Source organism: Bombilactobacillus thymidiniphilus, from assembly GCF_023380245.1.
Classification (GTDB): Bacteria; Bacillota; Bacilli; order Lactobacillales; family Lactobacillaceae; genus Bombilactobacillus; species Bombilactobacillus thymidiniphilus.
In genome coordinates this window covers 768,432-790,718 of record NZ_CP093365.1, presented here as the reverse complement: position 1 = coordinate 790,718, position 22,287 = coordinate 768,432, and the positions used below count along the sequence as shown (strand labels likewise).

Sequence of the window (22,287 nt, the reverse complement as noted above, 5' to 3'; positions counted from 1 at the left end):
GGAGGCTCCCACAATGAATGACACAATTTTACCCATCGGTTCCATCGTAACCTTGCAACAAAGTACCGCCGTGCCAGTCATGATTATCAACCGCACACCTTTATATTACGAAAAAGACAAGTGCCTCGGCTACGTTGACTATTCGTCCGTGCTCTATCCGGAAGGTTTAGACGGCGATGGTCAAGAATTGTATTATTTCAATCAAGAAGATATTGCCGATATTTTATTTCTCGGTTATCGCGACGCTGAAGAATTGGAATTTGAAAATAATTACGATGATATCAAGGCAACTTTTAAGTATCCTAAATTGACAATTCCGGTTGCTGATTCAGACACTAATCCAGAAAACTAAGGAGAAATTTACTATGCAAGATAAAATTTTACCAATTGGCTCGATCGTCACCCTCAAAAATGGCAACGGCACTCCCGTCATGATCATTAATCGCGCTGCTCTATACGAAACTGAAGAACAAACCGGTTATTTTGACTATTCTTCCGTAATTTATCCAGCGGGCTTGCAGGATAGTAATGAATTGTGCTTTTTCAATCATGAAGATATCGCGGAATTAATTTTTCTCGGTTACCGCGACGATGAAGAATTGGAATTTGCGGATAATTACGAAGATTTAGTTCAAGCTTCCGGCTACGACAAATTGTCAGTCGATGATTGAAAAGTTCCATTATGACTTGCTGAAAAAAGTGAGTCATTTTTTATTTGTACTTATCTTGTAACTAAAAAATGATACAATTACTTCACTAATAACTATCTACCAATGGGGGAAAGCAAGATGCTCCAACTAAAAAACATTAAAAAATATTTTACCGTAGGTGACACGACTACCAAAGCTTTGGATGATGTATCTGTCGCTTTTCGTAGCAAAGAATTCGTTTCAATCTTAGGTCCATCAGGCTCCGGGAAGACTACGATGCTCAACATTATTGGTGGTTTAGATCGCTATGATGCCGGCGATCTAATTATTGATGGCAAATCAACCTCTACTTTCAAAGATAAAGACTGGGATGCTTATCGCAACAATACCGTAGGCTTCATTTTTCAAAATTATAATATTATCAGCCACTTAAGCATCATGGACAATGTCACTTTGGGTATGACGTTAAGTGGTGTTTCTAATGCTACCAAGCAAGTCAAAGCGCAACAAGCACTAGAACGTGTGGGCTTAAAAGATCACATCAATAAAAAGCCTAGTCAATTATCAGGTGGTCAATTACAGCGAGTTGCAATTGCACGGGCACTAGCCAACGATCCCCAAATTTTGTTAGCTGATGAACCTACTGGCGCTTTAGACACCAAAACTAGCGAAGAAATCATGAATCTGATCCAAGATTTAGCCAAAGAACGACTTGTCATCATGGTTACCCATAATCCTCAACTTGCCAAGCAATATTCTGATCGAATTATTGAGTTTTCAGATGGCAAAATCACTAATGATTCTAATCCTTATCAAGAGCCTTCCGAAGAACCCCATTTCAATCCCCAACGTACCAAAATGAGTTTCTGGACGGCTCTCAAGTTGTCATTCACGAACATTAAAACTAAAAAGGGGCGTACTTTTTTAACGATTTTCGCATCCAGTATCGGAATTATCAGTATTGGGGTAGTTTTATCCTTGTCTAATGGTTTTCAAAAGCAAATCAATTCGACGCAATCTGAAGCGCTAGCACAAATGCCGATCACCATTTCACAAGTTACTGCCGATCAAAAAGCCTTAGCTAGTGATAATAGTGATGACACTGCTGTCAAGGGATCCAAGGTAGTCGCACAAGCCAATCCACTTACAGCAGCGCAACATATTAATAAAATTACACCAAAATATGTCGATTATATCCATAAAATTAAAAAATCGGATAGCAAAAATATCGCGTATACCTATACCACTGGTATGAATCTGATTCGAAAAGTTCACAATCATTATCAGACCGTCTCTTTTGCCACAAGCACTGATAGCAGTTCAGATAGCGCTCTAAATAGTAGTGGGAATGTCTTTCCGGTCGATCGTAATGGTAAACAAACTTTTCTAAAAAAGAATTATCATGTTTTGGCTGGGCGCTATCCTACTAATAATAATGAAATCATCTTAATTACTGATAAAAAAAATCATCTCAACCTCGATTCCCTCAAAAATCTAGGTTTTCAATTTAAAAATAAACAAACCATCAATCCTGATAAAATATTGAATCACAAGATTCAACTAATCGCCAACGATGATTTTTACACACAATCACCAATTGGTAATTTCGCTCCTAATTCTAATTATGAGCAGATGGCACATTCCAGTAAGACTATTAATTTAAAAATTGTAGGTATTATGCGCAGTAAATCGCAAAATTCTACAGGTTTACTAACTAGTGGTGTAGCTTATAGCGATCAGCTAACTAAAGAGATTGTGAATACTAACAAAGATTCACAAATTGCTGTACAACAAGCCAAAAGTGATACCAATGTGATTACAGGGCAGCCGCTTAAAGGTATACAGCATGCACTAATCATGACTACTTTAGGTGCAAATACGATGCCAAGTTCTATTCAAATTTATCCGAATAATTTCCAAGACAAGAAGAATATTACACGTTATTTAGATAAGTATAATAAGCATAGAAATCGCAGTAACCAAGTCATGTACATGGATCTAGCTGGCAGTATCACAAGCATCACTGGTGGATTAATGGATGCAATAACTTATGTATTGATCGGATTTGCAGCCATTTCTCTAGTAACATCTATGATCATGATTGCCATTATTACGTACACTTCAGTAATTGAGCGAACCAAAGAAATCGGTGTTTTGCGCGCTTTAGGTGCTCGCAAAAAAGACATTACCCGCGTCTTTGATGCTGAGACCACTTTATTAGGATTAGGTTCTGGCATTCTTGGTGTTCTCATCGCCTGGCTATTTACTTTGCCAGCCAATGTTTTACTAACAAGCTTGACCGGACTCAATAATGTTGCTCAATTAAACCCAGTACATGCTATCGTTTTAATTATTATCAGCACTATTTTAACTGTGTTAGGGGGACATATTCCTGCTAAAATGGCATCCAAAAAAGATGCCGCAACGGCATTACGCTCCGAATAATAGAAAAAGACACCTTAAAAGTGTCTTTTTGTTTATAAATCAATAACAATTGCGCGAAAAATAATGTATTCGCAATAACTTGATATATTGGACAGCAGACTAAACTGATCCACGTTAAATCTTAAAACATCATTGAATATAGAAAAACCTCTTAACTAAGAGGTTTTTTATTTGCCATTTGCAGCTTGCACTGCTTTAATTACCGCATTGCGAAAGTTATTTTCTTCTAAAGCAACTACCCCCTTAATTGTTGAACCACCAGGAGTTGCCGTGTAATCCTTCAACTCACCAAAGCTCAGATCAGTTTCTTGCAACAATTGCGCAGTACCTAAAACCATTTGCTTAATAATTTTATCGGCTTGCGCACGGGAAATACCTGTCAATGCCCCTGCATCGCTCAAAGCATCTAACATTACCGCTAAATAGGCTGGTGTACATCCTGCTAAAGTGCCATAGGCTCCTTGTAGTTCGGGGTTGACAACATAAACTTGTCCCAAACGTTCAAATAATTTTTCTACTATTGACTTGTTAGTATCACTTTCTGTCGCCGCAAAACTCACGGGAACTATTCCCTGGGAAATTTCCACTGCTGTATTTGGTGTAGCTAACACAAAACTTGCCGGCGCAATTTGTTGATTAATAGCTTCAATATCACCACCACCAAAGGAAACAATGATTCCGTGATATACATCAGCCAAATTGTGTACTACTTGTAAAACAGCATCACCATGAATTGCTATTAAAACAACTGCACAATCTTGAAATTTTTGGTCATCATTAACCAGTGTTAATTCATATTGATCTACTAATTTTTCTGCAGTTTTATGACGGCTATTTTTTACTAAAATATCAGTAGGTACTATGCCAGATTTCAACAATCCTTTTACAACAGCACTACCGATACGCCCTGCACCAATTAAACCAATTTTCATAATTTTCACCTCAAAAATTATAATAACTGATTGATTTAATTTGTGCTAATTTTTCAAGATTCACACTTAAAACTAGCAATCGTCTTTTCATCCAAAGAAGCAATAATTTGCGAAACCAAACGTACTGCATTTTGAAAATCATCCAAATTAGCCCAATTATATGCCGTGTGTTCATAACGCACCGGAATACCCACAACAATTGTTGGTGCACCACGATAATATAAAATTGGTGCACCATTCACGCCACCACCTGTCCGCACAGAACGTGTATGCGGAATCTGTTTAGCTGTAGCCAAATCATCAGCATACTGCTCAAAAAAAGGATTGGCAATAAAAGAAGTATCCATATCTCGTAGCATTGGACCACGCTTCAAACCAGTTTGCGCCAGCCACTCCGGACTGAATGTGTCATCGCATGGACAACCTTCAAATACAATTGCCACATCAGGATCAATATTACGCGCTGTTACTTGAGCTCCGCGCGTACCCACTTCTTCTTGCGTTGATAAAGCCACAGAAACATCAACCTCTAAATCTTGACCATCTAATTGATCTAGCACAGATACCAAAGCTGCAGCTCCCACTCGGTTGTCAAAATCTTTACCAAAAAACATTCGTGTACTTGGGAAATATTCACAATCCACATCAACAAAAATTGGGCAGCCTGTATCAATTTGAAAATCATTAATCGTTTCTTCTCGACTAGTTGAACCCACATCAATTGATAAATCTGCAATTACAGGCACCGCATTGCGTTCGGCAGTCGTCATAAAATGCGGTGGCTTAGTGGCGACCACACCTTTAATATATTGCCCAACCCGATTGCGAACACGAACCTTCATCGCTGGAATATTAGTTGGCACCCAGCCACCTAGGGGCACAAATTTAAGCAAACCATTAGGACGCACAGCTTGCGTAATAAAACCCACAGAATCAGCATGCGCATCTAATTGAACAACCGTTCGATCACCAGTGTTTTGCCGCCGCTCCACATAACTGTTGAACATGCCATCAATGTGCGTCTTGCCGTAGGCCTTAACTTGTTGTTGGAAAAATTTCGCAACATCCATTTCAAAACCAGCAACACCGCTTAAATTTGAAAATTTCTTAATTAACTCAATCTCTTGTTGCTCATTCATGCTTTATCTTTCCCCTTATCCCATTGTTTGTAAAACTAAGCTTGCGTGCCACCTAAAGTAACCAAACCAATAATTTCATTGAGTAAAGATTTCATTGATGGACATTGCACTTCAACTGTGCGCCCATCTAAACGCTTAACTTCTTGCAATTGATCAATTACATCAGCTTGTGCGGTATTGGCTAGTTGCAACTTCAAAGTAAAACTATCAGCTAAAGGTGCCATTTTGTTGTAAGCGCTCGGATCGTTAACCACAGCTTCAGCTGCTGCAATTGTTTGTTCGCGAACTAATTTTCGTGGATAACTCATAGCTGCATAACGCGCTAATGATTTCTTAGTTACCACAATTTTAGGTGTCAAATACATCTTATCTTGCACTAATTGTTCTTCTAAAGCGGAATCACCCACAACTAGCGTCACAGGCACACCTAATTCATTAGCATAAGCAACATTAATTGTGGTTTCATTTTGATAAACACCATTAATCCACAATTTATAAGCAGAACGTGCACTATAACCATGATCCATATTGCCATGCGTTTTACCAATGCCAGAATGATAACCAACGAAAAATACTTGATCAAATGATGAATCCAAACCACTCATCATGTAATCTTCGCGTGGATAGCCATTGATTAAAGAAATTCGTTCATCAATATCGGATAAATAATTGTAATTTAAGTTGTTCCCCTTAGCATGTGAATCAGAAATCAAAATCGTATCTACTTGCTCATTATTACGCGAGGCTTGAATACCTTGCAAAACCCAAGCGACTTGTTGGTTATAAAGCTTTCTGAACTCGGCGCTATCTTGTGTTTCCATGTTCCAATCGGTAATTCCAGCTAATCCTTCCACATCTGTTGAAATATAAATTTTCATTATTTTGCTCCTTTAATTATTGCCAGTTGGCATTCTTATAATATGGAAAGCCCATTGGTCCCATAACAACACCCTTCAATTTCGGGCTAATTAAATAAACTTCTGATAAATAATAGAGGGGTGTAAGCGGTGCTTTGTCCACCACATAACGATTGGCAGCTTGCATCGTTTCCCAGCGTTTAGCAGGGGCGCTAGCGTATTGATTATTTGCTGTTTCTAAAAGTTGATCATATTGACTATCTTTAAATTTACCATCATTATTACTGTTATCTGATTGCAGCAAGTTTAAAAAGTCTGTTGGATCAGCATAAGTTGGCGTCCATCCGTTTAAAATAACATCAAAATCACCAGATTTCGCTGCTGTCAACCGGCTATTGAACGGTACTGATTTAATCGAAACTTGTAAGTTAGGCAAGTGTTTTTCTAAATTGGATTGGATAAATTCATCAATCTTCTTAGAATTATCGTCATTGCTAGATAAAATTGTACATTTAGCGGACTTCATGCCCAATTCCCGTAAACCACTACGCCATAACTGACGAGCTTCTTGGGGATCGTATTGTGTTAACTGTCCTGCCTGTTTGGCAAAATCAACTCCCGTTTGTGAATTTTTAAAGCCCATTGGCACAAATCCTGTCGCTGGTGTTGACTTATCTTGCAGTACTTTTCCTGTCAACTGCTTCAAATCTAAAGATTTAGAAAAGGCCTGGCGCACTTGTTCATTACTGAATAATTTTTTCTGTGTATTATATTCCAGATACATAGTAGCGGGCACTTTACGCACATATAAATCTTTGTTTTGCGCCTGATCTTTAATTTCTGAACCCATTAATGGCACTAACGCTAGCTCTTTAGATTCAAATTGATAAGCACCTGTATTTTGACTTTTAGTAACCGCAACATTGATTTTATCTAAATGAACATGCTTTTTATCACGATAATACTTATTCTTGACATAAGTCCAAGTATCGCTTGTACCATCCCAATTAGCCAAAGTAAAAGGTCCATCATATAAAGTATGATCAGCATCTGTCCCATACTTCTTGCCTTGTGCCTCAACATATTGCTTATTCAAAGGAAAACTAGCACTCATTGCTAGAATTGAAGAGAAATATGGTGCTGGATGATTCAACTGAATTTGTAATTGATACTTGTCCAGTGCCTTAATCCCCAATTTATCCGGCGACATTTGTCCCTTGTTAATTGGCTGATAATTTTGCACATTATTTAAATAATAAGCTTGCTGTGACTTAGTTTTAGGTGATACTGTGCGCTGCCATGCATATACAAAATCATTAGCAGTGACTGGTTTGCCATTACTCCACTTGCCATCATGCTTTAGATTAATCGTGTACGTCTGCCCACCATTAGTGACTTGCGGTTGTCCTTTAGCTAAAGCAGGCACGATTTGCCCCTTAGCGTTAAAGTCATACAAACCTTCATTGACTTGTTCAGCCACTTCAGCTGATTCATTATCCATTGCTAAAGAAACATCTGCCGTACTTAATTCAGCGCGCGAAGCAATCGAAATTTCGTGTTTATCATTAGCAGATTGGTGTCCACACGCAGCTAAACTAAATGCACTGCAAAATACCAAACCAAGTAAATATAACTTCTTCATCATCCACCTTTCCCTCCAAATCATAAAAATTAATCTCATTCTAATTCTTGGTTAATTTTTATGCAATGGTAAATTAAAAATAATTGTTAATTAACCCATAAAAACAATCAAAATGATCACAATGCGTGACATTTTTAGCACAAAAATAAGTTATTTAAAATTTACGCATTTAACGTTGGTGTCCTATAACTGTTTGCGTTAAAATGATGTAAATAGTATCAAATATAGTTATGCACTATTAATTAAAAGCAGGATTGATTTTTTGCTAGTTTATTCCTGTTTAGGGGGTTTTATCTGTGAAATTAACCAAAATAATTAGTGGTATTGCACTAATACTTATGGCAATAATTATTGTTATTCAATTTAAATTTGATAGTTTTCTGCAAGCATTATTAGGCTACGCTGACTTAGGCAGTACAACGAGTATTCTAGTAGCTTTAGCCTTTTTAGTGGTTGGCACAGTCTATATTGTTTGCAGTTCTAGTCCAAGTATTGTGCCATCTGTCGTTGGTTTCGTAATTTTATTGCTCGGTGGTGCAATGGGAATCATTAATGCACTGCGATTTCCAGGAATTATGGTCTGGTCTTGGATTGGTATTATTATTGGAATTGCTGTCATTATCGCTTCGCTGGTGACTCGTTATTTAGTAGAGCCTTCAGTAGATCAATACGGCAATGCCCATAGCAACAGTTATTATGACAATAATGGTCAACCTGTTACGCCGCAAAATAATTATCAACAGCCACCTCAACAACCCGTTGCGCCACAAAATAACTATCAACAGCCACCTCAACAGCCTGTCGCGCCACAAAATAATTACCAGCAACCACCTCAACAACCTGTCGCGCCACAAAATAACTATCAACAGCCACCTCAACAGCCTGTCGCACCACAAAATAATTACCAGCAACCACCTCAACAACCCGTTGCGCCACAAAATAACTACCAGCAACCACCTCAACAACCTGTTACACCAAAGAAAAATACTAATATCAACAACCAATCAACACGGCGGCGTTTTAAAACTCAACCGCAAAGCAATCAGCAATCAAATAATTATGATTACAGATCAAAATACTAATTTTTAACACTCCTTTTTCACAATTTAGTCATAAATGAGTCTTAGACTTTGTAATCGTAGTTGGCTATAAACGCTTTCTACACCATATAAATTGTATTCACATCCTTACTCCTCCGAAAAAGCGACAACAATTGGTTGTCGCTTTTTTTTAGCCAAAATTCATATTTAATTATTTACATCACAAAAAATTATTATTATGCTTTTTTTATGTTAAAGTAATATAAGTGGCGTGGTACATACCATAAACCATTAACTAAAGCAATTAAGATATTTGGTATCATTACCAAGGAGTGTGAAGATATGTTCAGTTTAGGTATATCAGTCTTGTCATTAGCACGGATTCAATTTGCCATGACAACAATTTTTCATTTCTTCTTTGTTCCTTTTTCGATTGGAATGGGCTTCATCGTTGCCGTTATGGAAACGATTTATGCCATTAAAAAAGATGAAATATATAACAAGATGGCACGATTTTGGGGCAAAATATTCTTATTAAGTTTTGCCGTCGGAATCGTTACCGGTTTAATTCAAGAGTTCCAATTTGGAATGAATTGGTCAAATTATTCACGATTTATGGGTGATATTTTTGGAGCACCGTTAGCTATTGAAGCGCTGCTTGCATTCTTCCTAGAATCGACTTTTGTAGGCGTTTGGATGTTTACTTGGGATCGATTTAAGCCCGGAATCCATGCCATCTTCATTTGGTTAACTTCTATTGGTACGATGTTGTCTGCTATTTGGATTTTAACAGCTAATAGCTTTATGCAGCATCCGACAGGTTTCACCATTAATGCTAAAACTCATCGGGTCCAAATGACCAGTTTCAGCGATATCATTAGCAATCCTCAATTATGGCGGGTTTTTCCTCATTTAATTTTGGGTGCTTTTGTTCTAGCTTCTTTTGTAATCATCGGAATGAGTGCTTGGGCCTTGATTCGCAAGCAAAAAGATACTAAATTCTTCAAAAAATCAATGTACTTTTCTTTATGGATCGGTTTAGTATCTTCCTTTGGTGTGGTAATCGCGGGTGACTACCAGACACAACAAATCATTCAAGATCAACCAATGAAATTTGCTGCTACAGAAGGTGAATACGAAGATTCCGGCTCACCTGCTTCTTGGAAAATTGTCGCCTCATTTGATACCAAGGATCATAAAGTAAAACATGAGATTTCCGTGCCTTATATGCTGAGTCTATTAGCTTATCACAAGCCTGAAGGTGGCATTAAAGGTATGAATACTCTAAATAAAGAATTAAAACAAAAATTTGATCACAATAAGAGTAAAAGTATTCGTGACATTAAAGACTATTACTTGCCAACAACCACTATCTTCTGGAGTTTTAGAATTATGGCTGGCTTTGGAGCTCTGTTTATTTTGGTTGCCCTTGTTGGAATTTATTTCTCACGTAGCAAAAAATTCCAAATCGAAAAGCAACGTTGGTTCTTATATGTTTTAGGTTTACTGATGTGGGCACCGATTGTTGCAAACACCTGTGGCTGGTTAATCACCGAGTTAGGTCGTTATCCATGGATTGTTTATGGACTTTATACAATTGCTGATGCTGTTTCTGCCACCACAACAGCTGGTGAATTAATCTTTAGTAATATTTTATACTTCTTATTGTTTGCTATTTTAGGTGGCGTTATGATTTATTATTGTCGCCAAACAATGCACAAAGGTTTAGCTGCTGTTGAAGGGCCTGACGCTACTGAACAAACTGCTAAAACTGCTGATCCTTTTTCAAAGGAGGCTTTTAACTAATGACTGCTTTACAATTTCTCTGGTTCATTTTAATTTGTGTTTTATTTTCCGGTTTCTTCTTCCTAGAAGGTTTCGACTTTGGTGTTGGTATGGCAGCTGGAATTATTGCGCGCAATGATGAAGAAAAGTCTACAATGCTAGAAATCATCGGCCCACACTGGGTTGCTAACGAAACCTGGCTGGTCACCGCTGGTGGTGCCATGTTCGCCTCTTTTCCACTCTGGTATGCTAGTTTATTTTCTGGTTACTATATTATGTTCTTACTAGTTTTAGCTGGTTTAATTTTACGTGGTGTTTCATTCGAGTTCGTTGAACATGCAGAGACGCACCGTGCACGTAATTTGTGGTATATCGTGTTCGTCGTTGGTAGCTTATTGGCACCTTTAATGCTTTGTATTATCTTTTTCAGCATGATTCAAGGTATTCCAATTAATGCAAAAGGCGATGCACATTTAGCTTTCTTTGATATTATCAATTGGCTTTCCATTGTTGGTGGAATTGCTGGTGTATTGCTATCATTAATCCATGGTCTAAATTACACGCGTTTGACGACTACCGGTGTCTTAAGAGAGCGTGCACGCAATTTAAACAAAATTTTATATCCGATTTTATTTGTCGGTGAAGTAGTTGTTGCGTTACTGGTAATTTTCCAAACTGACTTCTTCCAAAAGAAACCAATCTCAAGCACCATTATTATTTTATTGATTGTTTTAATGTCATTAATGGGCGCTTGGGGCACGTGGAAAGATCATGAAGGTTGGAGTTTAGCTGGTAGCGGTTTATCTCTGGTATCCGTTGTCATTTTGATTTTCAATGGCTTGTTCCCACGGGTAATGATCGCAAATAATCCTGCTAATGATTTATTAGTTGCTAATTCGTCTTCTTCACCAATGGCGCTAGGAATTATGACTATTGTGGTTTGTGTTTTGTTGCCGATCGTTTTGGCTTATTTCATTTGGTCGTATACGCTATTTACTAAACGTATGGCTTCCAACGGGAAAGTGAATGATTAAAAAATATGATAGATAAGCGTTTATTCCAATTACCTGGAGTAAAGTCGCTTTTTCAAATGCTTGCAGGGTTAACTATCTTGCAAGCATTTGCGATTTTATTACAGGCTAAATATTTAGCAGAATCATTAGTTATCCTTTGGCACCGCCAAAATTGGCATTTAATGTTGATTCCGTTGGTATTTTTCGTGATTGCCTTTTTAGTGCGTCACTTGTTGACTTGGTTAAAAGATATTTTGTTAGATCGGTTTGCCACTAAATCGACTGAACATCTACGCCAACAATCACTGGCTAAAATTTATGCTGCCGGTTTACAAATGACTGCTAAAAAAGGTTCAGGTAATCTTGTTACTAATGTTTTGAACGGTATGGATGATGTTCATGATTATTTCAATCTGATTCTCTCTAAATTTATGAATTTAGCCATTATTCCCTGGGTAATTTTGTGCTTTGTTTTTTATCAAGATCACACTTCCGGTATCATCTTGATCCTAGTATTTCCTGTGATTATTCTCTTTATGATTATTTTGGGTTACGCAGCACAGAGAAAAGCTGATAATCAGTACAGCGAGTATGTTACACTTTCCAACCATTTTTTAGATGCGTTGCGCGGTTTACCTACTCTAAAAATGCTTGGATTAAGTAAACAGTATGCTCATAATGTTTATAGTGTTAGTGAAAGTTATCGAAAAAGAACGATGAGCACTCTCAGAGTAGCTATTTTATCGACTTTTGCCCTTGATTGGTTTACCACTTTGTCAATTGCTATTGTGGCAGTCTTTTTGGGATTGGGATTAATGAATGGTAGAATTGCCCTTTATCCGGCTTTAATTGCCCTAATTTTATCGCCCGAATATTTTTTGCCCTTACGTGATTTTTCCAGTGATTATCATGCAACTCTAAACGGAAAAAACGCTTTTACTGCAGTAAATGAATTAATTGCTACGCCGATTACTGCGCCGCAAAAGCAGCTTGACAGTTTCACGTGGAACAAAACAAGTCAACTTACCTTAGAACATATTGATTTTGATTATGACCAACAACCGACTTTAAAAGATTTGTCGCTACAACTTGCCGGATTTCAAAAAATTGCTATCATTGGCCAATCCGGTTCTGGAAAATCGACTTTGCTGGATTTACTAGGCGGTTTTTTAACACCAAATGCTGGACAAGTAATCGTTAATGAGCAAGTTATTCCCAATTTAGCGCAAATTAACTGGCAAAATCAAGTCACTTATTTACCACAAAAACCGCATTTATTTAGTGATACCATTGCTAATAATATTTTGTTTTATCAACCTAAAGCAGCCCCTCTCGCCTTACAAAAGGCGGTCCAGCAAGCTGGTCTTACAGAATTTATCGCTTCTTTGCCGGATGGCTTAGATACGCTCGTCGGTGAAGGTGGACGTGGAATTTCGGGGGGACAAGCGCAACGTATTATGCTAGCGCGTGCTTTTCTAGCCAATCAGCGCCACATCTTATTATTTGATGAACCAACAGCACATTTAGATATTGAAACCGAATATAAATTGAAACAAACGATGTTGCCTTTATTCGAGAACCATTTAGTAATTTTTGCCACACATCGCTTGCACTGGCTACAGCAAATGGATTATGTAATTGTCATGGATCAGGGTAAAATTGTGGAGCAAGGTCCCATTGAGCAACTTCAAAAACAGAATACTGGTCCTTTCTATGAATTAACTTCTCATATGCGAGGTGAGCAATAATGTGGAAAAAAGACACTTGGGTAAAACCCTATTTAAAACAGTATAAATTTTTACTTGTTACTGTTTTATTTCTCGGTGTTTGCACCATCTTTTGTGGTGCCGCACTGATGTTCACTTCTGGTTACACGATTGATAAATCAGCTACTCATCCATTTAATATTTTGCTCATTTATCCAGCCATCTTACTGACCCGAGCTTTTGGAATCGGGCGTCCCGTCTTCAAGTATGTGGAACGTTTACGCAGCCATAATTGGGTATTGAAAGTCACTTCTAAATTGCAAACCCGCCTATATAAAACAGTGGAAACCGATGCTGCTTTTTTCACGGAAAAATATCGTACCGGCAATCTATTAGGATTATTAGCTGAAGACATTAATCATCTACAAAACCTCTATTTGCGAACGGTTTTTCCGACAGTCGTTGGCGTATTGCTGGCAATCGTGGTCACGCTTGGGTTAGGATATTTTGATTGGTGGTTTGCTTTTATAACTGCAATGCTGCTACTAATAGAAATTCTAGTAGTGCCTCTATTATCAACCGCAATTGAAGCTGGTCGACGACAAAAACAAAAAACTTATAAAGATCAACTTTACACGCAATTGACTGACAATATTCTAGGTGTAAATGATTGGATCTTGGCAGGTAATCAGCAACAATTTCAGGATAACGTGCAGCAAAAAGTTCAATTACTCAATCAATCTAAGTTGCACAGTAATCATTTTCGTTGGTGCCGTGATTTCTTATTACAAGTGGTATTAGCTGGTATTTTCATTACGCTGATGTTTTTCGCTAGTTATCGGCTGACTGGATCTGTAGAGCAAGCTAATTACACGGCAGCATTTGTATTAGCCGTGTCGCCTGTTGGTGAAGCAATTTTGCCAATTAGCCAAGGATTTGAAGAATATCCTTTGTATAAAGATTCTATTCAGCGCTTAAATGATTTGCAGCCAACTGTGCAGGATTTGCCTAAGCAAGCTCATTTGGATCCACAACAATTCCAAAATTTAAAAATCAATAATTTGCAATTTGAATACGACGCTGATTCACCCGTTTTGATTAAGGATTTTCAACAAAATTTGCATCGTGGGCAAAAGTTAGCTTTAATTGGTCCCAGCGGAACCGGTAAAACTACCTTATTGCAGCTAGTTAATGGTGATTTGCAACCACAAAAAGGTAGTGTAACGCTCAACGATATCAATGTGCGCACCTTGCGAGATGAACAAAGAAATTTATTTTCTTTTTTGAACCAACAACCGTTTTTGTTTAACACTTCTATTATGAATAATGTACGCTTAGGTAATCCGCACAAGTCTGATGAAGAAGTAAAGCAGGCTTTAAAAGCTGTCCATTTACAAGAATTAATCGAATCATTACCTGATGGTTATGAAACTAACGTTACTGAAGCTGGTGCGCGTTTTTCTGGTGGTGAGCAGCAACGAATTGCCTTAGCGCGCATCTTATTGCAAGATGCACCGATTGTGTTATTGGATGAACCAACGGTTGGTTTAGATCCAATAACGGAAAATGAATTGTTAAATACTATTTTCACAGTTTTAAAAGATAAGACAATTGTGTGGGTAACACATCATTTGCAAGGAATTAATCACGTAGATCAAGTTATCTTTTTAAATCACGGAAAAATCGAAATGCAAGGTAATCCTAAGCAACTTTACCAAGACAATCAGCATTTTCAAGAACTATATAAAATGGACCAAGGTTTATAGCAAAAAACGTGTCTGCCAAAAATTCGGCTTACGCGTTTTTTATTATTCCTAATTAAGTCATATTGTGTTCCTTGAAGATTGAACATTAGGAACGTACTTGTTGTACTAATTTTGTTTAACAAGCATTCATTGTTTTCTTGACTAAACTGCTCTTTATATCATGACGGTTTTTTCATTTATTTTAATTAATAATAAAATAGTATAAGTTTCCATAGCTTCAGTGTAAGCGTTACAATAAGCATTAAAATGTTAAGGAAGTGCTTTTATGGATGCTAAAACTGCTCTAATAACCAGAAGATCCACGCGTCAATTCACCAATCAACAAATTCCTCAAGATGATCTAATCGAAATTGTCAAAATTGCTCAACATGCTCCTTCTTGGGTTAGTTCCCAGCCTCAAAAAGTGCATATCGCAACAGGTCAGCATTTAAAAGCCATCCGCCAAGCGCACCAAAAAGCTCTAAAACAACAAAAAGAGGCGCAACCCGACTTGCCAACTTTACCCAGCAAACAATGGCCTGCCACAACACAACCACATATGCAACATTGGTTTAACGAAGTGAAAAATACTTTAGGTGATGATTGGTCAAATACATTTGATGATCATCGACAAATTCTTTTCAATGCGCAAGCAATTGTATATATGACATTACCCAGGAAATATTCCCAATGGTCACTGTATGACCTAGGCGCTTTTGGGGAAGCTCTCTTGACAGCTGCTCAAGCTAAAAAAATTGCCTCTTTACCGGCTTATCAATTTGTGTGCTATCCTGATATTTTGCGACAGGAATTATCTTTTGAATCGGATGAACAAATTATTATGGGAATTGGATTGGGTTATCGAGATGAAAAAGCGCCAATCAATCAGATAATTGCTGAAAGATTGCCGCTGGAAGATTTTTTAACTATTCAAGACTAAAAATGAACTTCTAATATAAGATTGCTATCATCATTGTTGCCGTTTTAATAATTTTTCTACTACCCACTTCATCAAGTGGGCATATTTAGTTTGAGGTAATTCATCAATTAAACGCAAAGCCTTTTGTGAATATTTACTAGCCAAATCTTGTGCTGCGGCAATACCGCCTAATTCCACAACTTGTTGAGCCACATAAGTAATTTCGGCTTCTGTTAATTGTTTTTTGTCTGTCAAGAAATCACGCAGATCGCCGGACGAATTTTCTAAAGCAAAAATCAGTGGTATTGTGTAAACACCATTTTTCAAATCTTCTAATTGTGGCTTACCTGTTTTTTTATTTCCCAGATAATCTAAAATATCATCTTGAATCTGAAAAGCCATGCCTAAATTATGACCAATAAAACGAGCATGATGCACAATTAACGAATCAGCATTAGTTAACAATGCTCCATATTGGGCACTCAATTCAATTAATTGCGCCGTTTTACCCGCCACTTCACGTAAGTACATTTTAACCGTCGCATTGACATTATTATTAATCAATAGTTGATCTAATTCACCGCGCAAAATCTTTTCCATGCTAAACGCATTCAAAACAATTTCTGACCGAGAATTAGAGATATTACTGACAATTTCAAAATACACAGTCATCAGATAATCGCCAGCATAAATTGCGTTGCGATCACCCAATTTCACTTGAACAGTTTCTACATTGCGGCGCAAATTGGAATCATCAATCACATCGTCGTGCATCAAAGTCGCTAGATGCAAAATTTCCATAGCAGCAGCGCCTTGAATCCGCGTTTCATAACTAGCATTACCAAAACTACTAAACACTAGTAAGCAGACTGGACGAATCATTTTGCCACCGCTAACAACTTGTTTTTTTACTAATGTTGCCATGGGATCATTTAATTGATCAACTCTTTGCAACAAGATAGCTTGCACGTCTTCTAATTGTTTGTTGATTTCTGGAGCTTTTGCCCACATTGGGTTAATCATGTACGACACCTTTTCATGTATAATAATCTATTATAGTATATCAAAAACTAAAGTGAGGTTTATAAAAACTTTGAAACTATCTGTTTTTTTAGAATTAGTCGAAATTAAAGCCAAAACAGCCAGCATTTTCCCCTTTTTATTAGGAATTTGTTATGCCTATTACCATTATAAGCAGCTGAATTGGTTGAACTTATTATTATTCTTTGTTGCGATGCTATTATTCAACATGGCAGTTGATATCAATGATAATTATTGGGATTATCGCAATGCTGAACATACTTCCAGCCAAGATTTTCGGCAAAAAACGAATGTTATTGGTGTCAATCATTTAAACATTAAGAAAATTGGTTGGCTTAACTACTCTCTAATGCTTATTGCTGCTATCATTGGTATTTGGCTGGTAATTCGTGTCGGCTGGTTATTATTAATTCTAGGCATTTTTTGTTTTGCTGTAGGCTTTCTATATGCCGGTGGTCCAAAACCCTTAAATTCTTTACCATTAGGCGAATTTTTTGCCGGTTTTACTATGGGCTTTATGATTTTTTTACTGGCAGTTTTAATCAACGTTTATCCACAAGTTCCTTTTGATTGGCAATTTATAGGACCTATTTTGTTGACTTCTGGCTTGTCAGCTTGCGCCATTGCTTCATTGTTACTCGCTAACAATATTTGCGATTATCAAGAAGATATTGATCTAGGACGGCACACAATTGTGCGTTATCTTGGTGTGCACAAAAGCTTAATACTTTATGTCAGCTTTTGGATCATCGGTTATTTTATGCTGATTGTCGCTGTTATTTGTCACTTTGCTCCTTGGACTTTGCTATTAACATTATTAATTACGCCAATTTTATTTAAAAATACGAAACAATTTTTTGCTGTGCACATCAAAAAACAAACTTTTCCGCTAGCAATTAAAAATCTCTTCATTGCCACGCTTACCCAAGTCCTTTGTTTTGCCTTAGGTTTATTCATTTAACCAATAAAAAAGATCTACTATTTAAAGTAGATCTTTTAATTTACTTGAAATCTTGGAACAATTGATCAATCTGATCATATTCAGGTGCCGTTAATGAAACTTTAGTAGCTGACACATTGCTCTTAACTTGGTCAGATGTGCGCGCTCCCGGAATGACCACGCTAATGTCAGGATTTTGTAAATACCAAGCTAAAACAACTTGCGTAACTGTTGCTTGCTTGGCCTCGGCAATTTTGCGAACCTGTTCAATTGCCTGGGAAATATTATAATATTCATCGGCACTAAATTGATCGAATTTAGCTCCTTCTTCAGCACCATATTTCCCGGTCAATAATCCTGAAGCTAACGGAAAGAACGGCACGAAAGAAATATTATTAGCTTGCAAATAAGGGAATTCACTAATTTCAGCTTCACGATGCACCAAACTGTAGTTATCTTCAACAATATCTACTAAACCATCAGCATTAGCTTCTTCAATCTGCTCTGGTGAAAAATTAGAAACGCCAATTGCACGAATTTTACCTGTCTTTTTAACTTCATTCAAAGCTTTAACCGCTTCATTTTTTGGTGTGTTTTCATCAGGAAAATGAATATAAAAAATATCAATATAATCTGTTTTGAGCCGAGCCAAAGCATCATCAACGGCTTGCTTGAGAAATTCTGGCGAATTATTAATTTGTAAATCATTGTTGGGGTCTTGTGCAGCTTTAGTAGCAATCACTACTTTAGAGCGATCGTAATCTTGCAGTACATCACCGATAATTTCTTCAGAACGGCCTAAACCGTACACATAAGCAGTATCTAACAAACTGATCCCACTATCTAAAGCTTCACGTACCACTGCATAACCATCTTCATCATTTAAATTATCAAACAAATTGTGTCCACCGACTTTATTCGTACCTAAACCTAACCCAGAAGTCACAACATCACTTTTACCAATTTTTACATTATTACTCATATATAATTTCCTCCAATAAAGTTATCAAATACATTACTACAAAAGTATCTCTAATTAATCTAGCAGTCGATAGGTATCTTTGGCAATCATTAACTCTTCGTTAGTTGGAATTAGTAATACTTTAATAGGTGAATCAGCAGTACTGATAAACATTTCTTTTCCGCGCACATTATTTTTAGTGGCATCCAATTCAACCCCTAAATGGCTTAACGCTACACAAACATCAGCTCGTAATTGCGGATCATTCTCACCAATACCAGCAGTGAAAACAAGCGCATCTGCTTGTTTAGGTAACAATGCTAAGTAAGAGCCCACATACTTAACAATGCGATTAACAAACATTTTCTGTGCTAATTTAGCGCGCTGATTGCCTTGTTCAGCAGCTTCATCAACATCACGCTTATCATTAGAAACACCAGAAACTCCTAGCAAACCTGATTTTTGATTTAATATTTGAATCATTGTCGCAACATCGGTAATACGCTCTTTTTTCATGATATAAGGAATAATAGATGGGTCAACGTCACCTGAACGAGTCCCCATCATTACTCCAGCCAGTGGTGTAAATCCCATTGAAGTATCAATCGCTTGGCCGTTGGCAATTGCGGTAATGGAAGCGCCACTCCCTAAATGTAACGTGATCAAATTCACATCCTGTACTTTTTTATGCAACATGTTAGCCGCTTGTTGCATAACATGGCGATGACTCGTACCATGTGCACCATATTTACGAACTTGGTAATCGTCATAATAGCGCTTATCGATTGGATATAAATAATTAACCGGTTCCAAAGTACTATAAAATGACGTATCAAAAACAGCAACTTGTTGAGCATTGGGCAATAATTTCGCAAAAACACGCATATAATACGCCTCAATGTGATTATGCAAAGGAGCTAACTCGCTTAACCCATCTATTTGTTGAATAACTTTTGGCGTGATTTTAGTGGATTCAGTAAATTGCTCACCACCAGAAACTACGCGGTGCCCCACGGCCCGAATCTCTGCTAGATGGTCAACAACTTTCAATTCTTTCAACCGCGTTAAAATTAAAATTACCGCCTGCTCGTGTGATGTAATGGGTTCTTGTTTGTTAATAGCCTGCTCATCACCAAATTTAACTTTAAAGAGTGCTGCTTCAGTTCCTAATCTCTCAATAACGCCCTGGGCAACTTGCTTTTGTGCAGGTAAATCATAAATCTGCCATTTTAGACTAGAACTGCCCGCATTGACTGCCATGATTAACATTAAGATATCCCCCAAACTTTAAGATAGTCCAATTATAAAACGATGGTAGCGCTTACGCAAAAAAACATCTATCATTAATCACAAATTTTGCCAAAATTATTTAAAAAAAGTACGATATGTATTTTCATATGAAACAATTAAGTTTATACTAATAGATAGTTGGTTACATACCATAAAGGAAGGGATTGGGTTTTTATGGCTCATATTGTAATTTTGGGAGCTGGTTATGCCGGCTTAGGTGCTGCTAGAAAATTAGCAAAGATTGCTCCAGCAGGAACGCAGATTGATTTGATTGATCGTAACACTAAACATGTTGAATCCATTGAATTATATCAAGTCGCTGCAGGAACCGCTAAAGCTGATGAAATAAGTTTCGATATTCGTTCTGTCTTGCCAGATAATGTCAACTTTATTCAAGCTGATGTTTCTAAGCTAGATTACGAAAATAAAACAGTTGAATTCTCTAACCACGAACCTATGACTTATGATTTTGTTGTCGTAGGATTAGGTTTTCGTTCTGAAAACTTTGGTATGGAGGGGGCTGATCAATACTCTTACAAATTGCAAGATATCCCTACTGCTGAGAAGATTTACGAAGTTATCAATGATAATATTCGTAACTATAAACAATCACAAGATCCTAATGACTTGAACATCGTTGTTTGTGGTGCTGGTTTTACTGGTATTGAATTGTTAGGTGAATTGATCGACACTGCAAAAATTCTTAAAGCAAAATATGATGTGCCTGAAATTAACATTACTAGTGTTGAAATGGCACCCCAAATTTTACCGATGTTTGATGCCGATTTGGCACAATATGCAGTCGACTTTCTAAGTAAAAATGGTATCAAGATTATGACTGGTGCCAAAATCAAGAAAATCGAGCCTAATGCTGTTGTTTATACGAAAGGCGACAGTGATGAAGAACAAAGAATTTATTCTAACTCCATTATCTGGACAGTCGGAGTTAGTGGTAGCGATGTAATTAAAGAATCTGGTTTCAATGCACGTCGTAATCGTGTAACCGTTACTGATTACTTAAATGTCGAAGATCATCCTGATATTTATGTTATTGGTGATGATTCTGCTTCCATGGATCCAAAAACTGATCGTCCATTACCAACGACTGGTCAATTAGCCTTGGCTCAAGCATCAGTTGCTGCAGAAAATATTGCTGCTGATCTTGAGAATAAGCCACAACAAAAGTTCTCCTATCAATCTAAGGGTACGATTGCTTCCTTAGGACCTTCTCATGGAATTGCTGAAATAACTAAACCACATTTGAAGTTAAAGGGTTCAGTCGCATCATTGGCTAAACGTTTCTCCTTTGAGCAAGTTTTGTTTGAAGTTGGCGGTTTAAAAGGTTTGCGTAAAAAATAATTATAATCACCGAAAGTCACTAATGTAGTGGCTTTTTTATTTATCTTATTGACATGTCTAGACCAATTATTTATAATCGGACTATACCAATAATGAATAAGAGGTTTCCCCATGGAAATAATTACCGTCAAAAATGCACAACAAGGCAGTCAAAAAGCTTTTAACTTGTTAGCGCAAAATCTCCAAGCCGGTGCCAAAGTGTTGGGCTTAGCCACTGGTAGTACGCCAGTAGAATTATATAAATTAATTATTGCTAGTGATTTAGATTTCACAGATATTACTACTATTAACCTCGATGAATACGTAGGTCTAGCGCCACAGGATCCACAAAGTTATCACTATTTTATGCAAAAGCAATTGTTTGCTTATAAACAATTCAAGCAGTCTTTTATCCCCGATGGTGCTACGCCTGATTTGCAAAACGCCACCAAACAATATGATCAAATCATTGACGAAAATCCGATCGATTTTCAAATTTTAGGAATTGGGCAAAATGGTCATATCGGCTTTAATGAGCCGCAGACGTCCTTTAATTTAAAAACCCATGTAACTGACCTAACAGATTCCACAATTGCTGCTAATGCGCGTTTTTTTGCGGACAACGAGCAAGTGCCAACACAAGCTATATCTATGGGAATTGCTTCTATCATGCCTAGTAAACAAATTGTCTTGATGGCTTGGGGAGCTGATAAAGCCACTGCAATTGCGCAGATGGTTAATGGTCCCATCACAGAAAACTGTCCCGCTAGCGTCCTACAACAGCATCCACACGCTACCGTAATTATTGATGATGCTGCCGCTGCCAAATTATAAAAAGAAGCTT

Annotated in this window: 19 protein-coding genes; 12 read left to right on the top strand and 7 right to left on the bottom strand. The window is 37.3% G+C overall.

Annotated features, from left to right (window positions below):
* The first annotated feature begins 13 nt into the window (after window positions 1-13).
* From MOO47_RS04175 to MOO47_RS04165, 3 genes are all read left to right on the top strand, one after another.
* Window positions 14-352, top strand: a complete 339-nt coding sequence (locus MOO47_RS04175) for a DUF4176 domain-containing protein (RefSeq protein ID WP_249512212.1) — start codon at window positions 14-16, stop codon at window positions 350-352.
* A gap of 13 nt (window positions 353-365) precedes the next feature.
* Complete coding sequence (locus MOO47_RS04170) at window positions 366-671, top strand: DUF4176 domain-containing protein (RefSeq protein ID WP_249512211.1); 306 nt, start codon at window positions 366-368, stop codon at window positions 669-671.
* Window positions 672-788: 117 nt separating this feature from the next.
* Window positions 789-3,095, top strand: coding sequence for an ABC transporter ATP-binding protein/permease (locus MOO47_RS04165; protein ID WP_249513543.1), 2,307 nt, complete (start codon window positions 789-791; stop codon window positions 3,093-3,095).
* A 167-nt stretch (window positions 3,096-3,262) separates the two neighbouring features.
* Here MOO47_RS04165 and MOO47_RS04160 read toward each other — a convergent pair whose 3' ends face one another.
* The 4 genes from MOO47_RS04160 to MOO47_RS04145 are packed head-to-tail and all read right to left on the bottom strand — an operon-like array spanning window position 3,263 to window position 7,668.
* Entirely contained in the window at window positions 3,263-4,027 is a 765-nt protein-coding gene (locus MOO47_RS04160) for a pyrroline-5-carboxylate reductase family protein (protein ID WP_249512210.1), read from the bottom strand.
* Window positions 4,028-4,080: 53 nt separating this feature from the next.
* Window positions 4,081-5,166, bottom strand: coding sequence for a M42 family metallopeptidase (locus MOO47_RS04155; protein ID WP_249512209.1), 1,086 nt, complete (start codon window positions 5,164-5,166; stop codon window positions 4,081-4,083).
* A gap of 35 nt (window positions 5,167-5,201) precedes the next feature.
* On the bottom strand, window positions 5,202-6,044 hold the full coding sequence (locus MOO47_RS04150) for a M55 family metallopeptidase (RefSeq protein ID WP_249512208.1): 843 nt from the start codon (window positions 6,042-6,044) through the stop codon (window positions 5,202-5,204).
* Between the two features lie 16 nt (window positions 6,045-6,060).
* Window positions 6,061-7,668, bottom strand: coding sequence for a peptide ABC transporter substrate-binding protein (locus MOO47_RS04145; protein WP_249512207.1), 1,608 nt, complete (start codon window positions 7,666-7,668; stop codon window positions 6,061-6,063).
* 293 nt (window positions 7,669-7,961) lie between these two features.
* On the opposite strand from MOO47_RS04145, the gene MOO47_RS07690 reads away from it, so the two are divergent.
* The 6 genes from MOO47_RS07690 (at window position 7,962) to MOO47_RS04115 (ending at window position 15,894) form a co-directional block, all read left to right on the top strand.
* Window positions 7,962-8,747, top strand: coding sequence for a hypothetical protein (locus MOO47_RS07690; protein WP_263008801.1), 786 nt, complete (start codon window positions 7,962-7,964; stop codon window positions 8,745-8,747).
* 300 nt (window positions 8,748-9,047) lie between these two features.
* Window positions 9,048-10,511, top strand: a complete 1,464-nt coding sequence (locus MOO47_RS04135) for a cytochrome ubiquinol oxidase subunit I (protein ID WP_249512206.1) — start codon at window positions 9,048-9,050, stop codon at window positions 10,509-10,511.
* Window positions 10,511-11,524 (top strand): cytochrome d ubiquinol oxidase subunit II, encoded by a 1,014-nt coding sequence (cydB, locus tag MOO47_RS04130; protein WP_249512205.1) that lies wholly within the window; start codon window positions 10,511-10,513, stop codon window positions 11,522-11,524. Before MOO47_RS04135 ends, cydB begins: the two co-directional genes overlap by 1 nt.
* Window positions 11,525-11,529: 5 nt before the next feature.
* Entirely contained in the window at window positions 11,530-13,251 is a 1,722-nt protein-coding gene (gene cydD, locus MOO47_RS04125) for a thiol reductant ABC exporter subunit CydD (protein ID WP_249512204.1), read from the top strand.
* Window positions 13,251-14,975: a thiol reductant ABC exporter subunit CydC gene (gene cydC / locus MOO47_RS04120; protein WP_249512203.1), complete on the top strand. Its 1,725-nt coding sequence runs from the start codon at window positions 13,251-13,253 to the stop codon at window positions 14,973-14,975. The genes cydD and cydC overlap by 1 nt, the downstream gene beginning before the upstream one ends.
* Before the next feature lie 265 nt (window positions 14,976-15,240).
* Window positions 15,241-15,894: a nitroreductase gene (locus MOO47_RS04115; RefSeq protein WP_249512202.1), complete on the top strand. Its 654-nt coding sequence runs from the start codon at window positions 15,241-15,243 to the stop codon at window positions 15,892-15,894.
* A gap of 30 nt (window positions 15,895-15,924) precedes the next feature.
* Here MOO47_RS04115 and MOO47_RS04110 read toward each other — a convergent pair whose 3' ends face one another.
* A complete protein-coding gene (locus MOO47_RS04110; RefSeq protein WP_249512201.1) occupies window positions 15,925-16,896 on the bottom strand; it encodes a polyprenyl synthetase family protein in 972 nt (323 codons plus the stop codon).
* Window positions 16,897-16,966: 70 nt separating this feature from the next.
* Between MOO47_RS04110 and MOO47_RS04105 the strand changes: the two genes are divergently transcribed.
* On the top strand, window positions 16,967-17,875 hold the full coding sequence (locus MOO47_RS04105) for a 1,4-dihydroxy-2-naphthoate polyprenyltransferase (protein WP_249512200.1): 909 nt from the start codon (window positions 16,967-16,969) through the stop codon (window positions 17,873-17,875).
* Window positions 17,876-17,915: 40 nt separating this feature from the next.
* Here the strand turns inward: MOO47_RS04105 and MOO47_RS04100 are convergent, their stop codons facing one another.
* Complete coding sequence (locus tag MOO47_RS04100; protein WP_249512199.1) at window positions 17,916-18,836, bottom strand: aldo/keto reductase; 921 nt, start codon at window positions 18,834-18,836, stop codon at window positions 17,916-17,918.
* A gap of 54 nt (window positions 18,837-18,890) precedes the next feature.
* Window positions 18,891-20,084: an acetate/propionate family kinase gene (locus MOO47_RS04095; protein WP_249512198.1), complete on the bottom strand. Its 1,194-nt coding sequence runs from the start codon at window positions 20,082-20,084 to the stop codon at window positions 18,891-18,893.
* Window positions 20,085-20,279: 195 nt separating this feature from the next.
* Between MOO47_RS04095 and MOO47_RS04090 the strand changes: the two genes are divergently transcribed.
* Both MOO47_RS04090 and nagB read left to right on the top strand, forming a co-directional pair.
* Complete coding sequence (locus MOO47_RS04090) at window positions 20,280-21,464, top strand: NAD(P)/FAD-dependent oxidoreductase (RefSeq protein WP_249512197.1); 1,185 nt, start codon at window positions 20,280-20,282, stop codon at window positions 21,462-21,464.
* A 111-nt stretch (window positions 21,465-21,575) separates the two neighbouring features.
* Window positions 21,576-22,277: a glucosamine-6-phosphate deaminase gene (gene nagB / locus MOO47_RS04085; RefSeq protein WP_249512196.1), complete on the top strand. Its 702-nt coding sequence runs from the start codon at window positions 21,576-21,578 to the stop codon at window positions 22,275-22,277.
* The last annotated feature ends 10 nt before the right edge of the window (window positions 22,278-22,287 follow it).

Excerpts from the sequence above, each read along its gene's own strand:
- MOO47_RS04100 (WP_249512199.1), bottom strand. The coding sequence starts at position 18,836 with ATGAGTAATAATGTAAAAATTGGTAAAAGTGATGTTGTGACTTCTGGG.
- MOO47_RS04135 (WP_249512206.1), top strand. The coding sequence starts at position 9,048 with ATGTTCAGTTTAGGTATATCAGTCTTGTCATTAGCACGGATTCAATTT.
- MOO47_RS04145 (WP_249512207.1), bottom strand. The coding sequence starts at position 7,668 with ATGATGAAGAAGTTATATTTACTTGGTTTGGTATTTTGCAGTGCATTT.
- MOO47_RS04115 (WP_249512202.1), top strand. The coding sequence starts at position 15,241 with ATGGATGCTAAAACTGCTCTAATAACCAGAAGATCCACGCGTCAATTC.
- MOO47_RS04165 (WP_249513543.1), top strand. The coding sequence starts at position 789 with ATGCTCCAACTAAAAAACATTAAAAAATATTTTACCGTAGGTGACACG.
- cydD (WP_249512204.1), top strand. The coding sequence starts at position 11,530 with ATGATAGATAAGCGTTTATTCCAATTACCTGGAGTAAAGTCGCTTTTT.
- MOO47_RS04150 (WP_249512208.1), bottom strand. The coding sequence starts at position 6,044 with ATGAAAATTTATATTTCAACAGATGTGGAAGGATTAGCTGGAATTACC.
- MOO47_RS04160 (WP_249512210.1), bottom strand. The coding sequence starts at position 4,027 with ATGAAAATTGGTTTAATTGGTGCAGGGCGTATCGGTAGTGCTGTTGTA.
- MOO47_RS04170 (WP_249512211.1), top strand. The coding sequence starts at position 366 with ATGCAAGATAAAATTTTACCAATTGGCTCGATCGTCACCCTCAAAAAT.
- MOO47_RS04110 (WP_249512201.1), bottom strand. The coding sequence starts at position 16,896 with ATGATTAACCCAATGTGGGCAAAAGCTCCAGAAATCAACAAACAATTA.
- nagB (WP_249512196.1), top strand. The coding sequence starts at position 21,576 with ATGGAAATAATTACCGTCAAAAATGCACAACAAGGCAGTCAAAAAGCT.
- cydC (WP_249512203.1), top strand. The coding sequence starts at position 13,251 with ATGTGGAAAAAAGACACTTGGGTAAAACCCTATTTAAAACAGTATAAA.
- MOO47_RS04155 (WP_249512209.1), bottom strand. The coding sequence starts at position 5,166 with ATGAATGAGCAACAAGAGATTGAGTTAATTAAGAAATTTTCAAATTTA.
- MOO47_RS04090 (WP_249512197.1), top strand. The coding sequence starts at position 20,280 with ATGGCTCATATTGTAATTTTGGGAGCTGGTTATGCCGGCTTAGGTGCT.
- MOO47_RS04175 (WP_249512212.1), top strand. The coding sequence starts at position 14 with ATGAATGACACAATTTTACCCATCGGTTCCATCGTAACCTTGCAACAA.
- MOO47_RS04095 (WP_249512198.1), bottom strand. The coding sequence starts at position 20,084 with ATGTTAATCATGGCAGTCAATGCGGGCAGTTCTAGTCTAAAATGGCAG.
- cydB (WP_249512205.1), top strand. The coding sequence starts at position 10,511 with ATGACTGCTTTACAATTTCTCTGGTTCATTTTAATTTGTGTTTTATTT.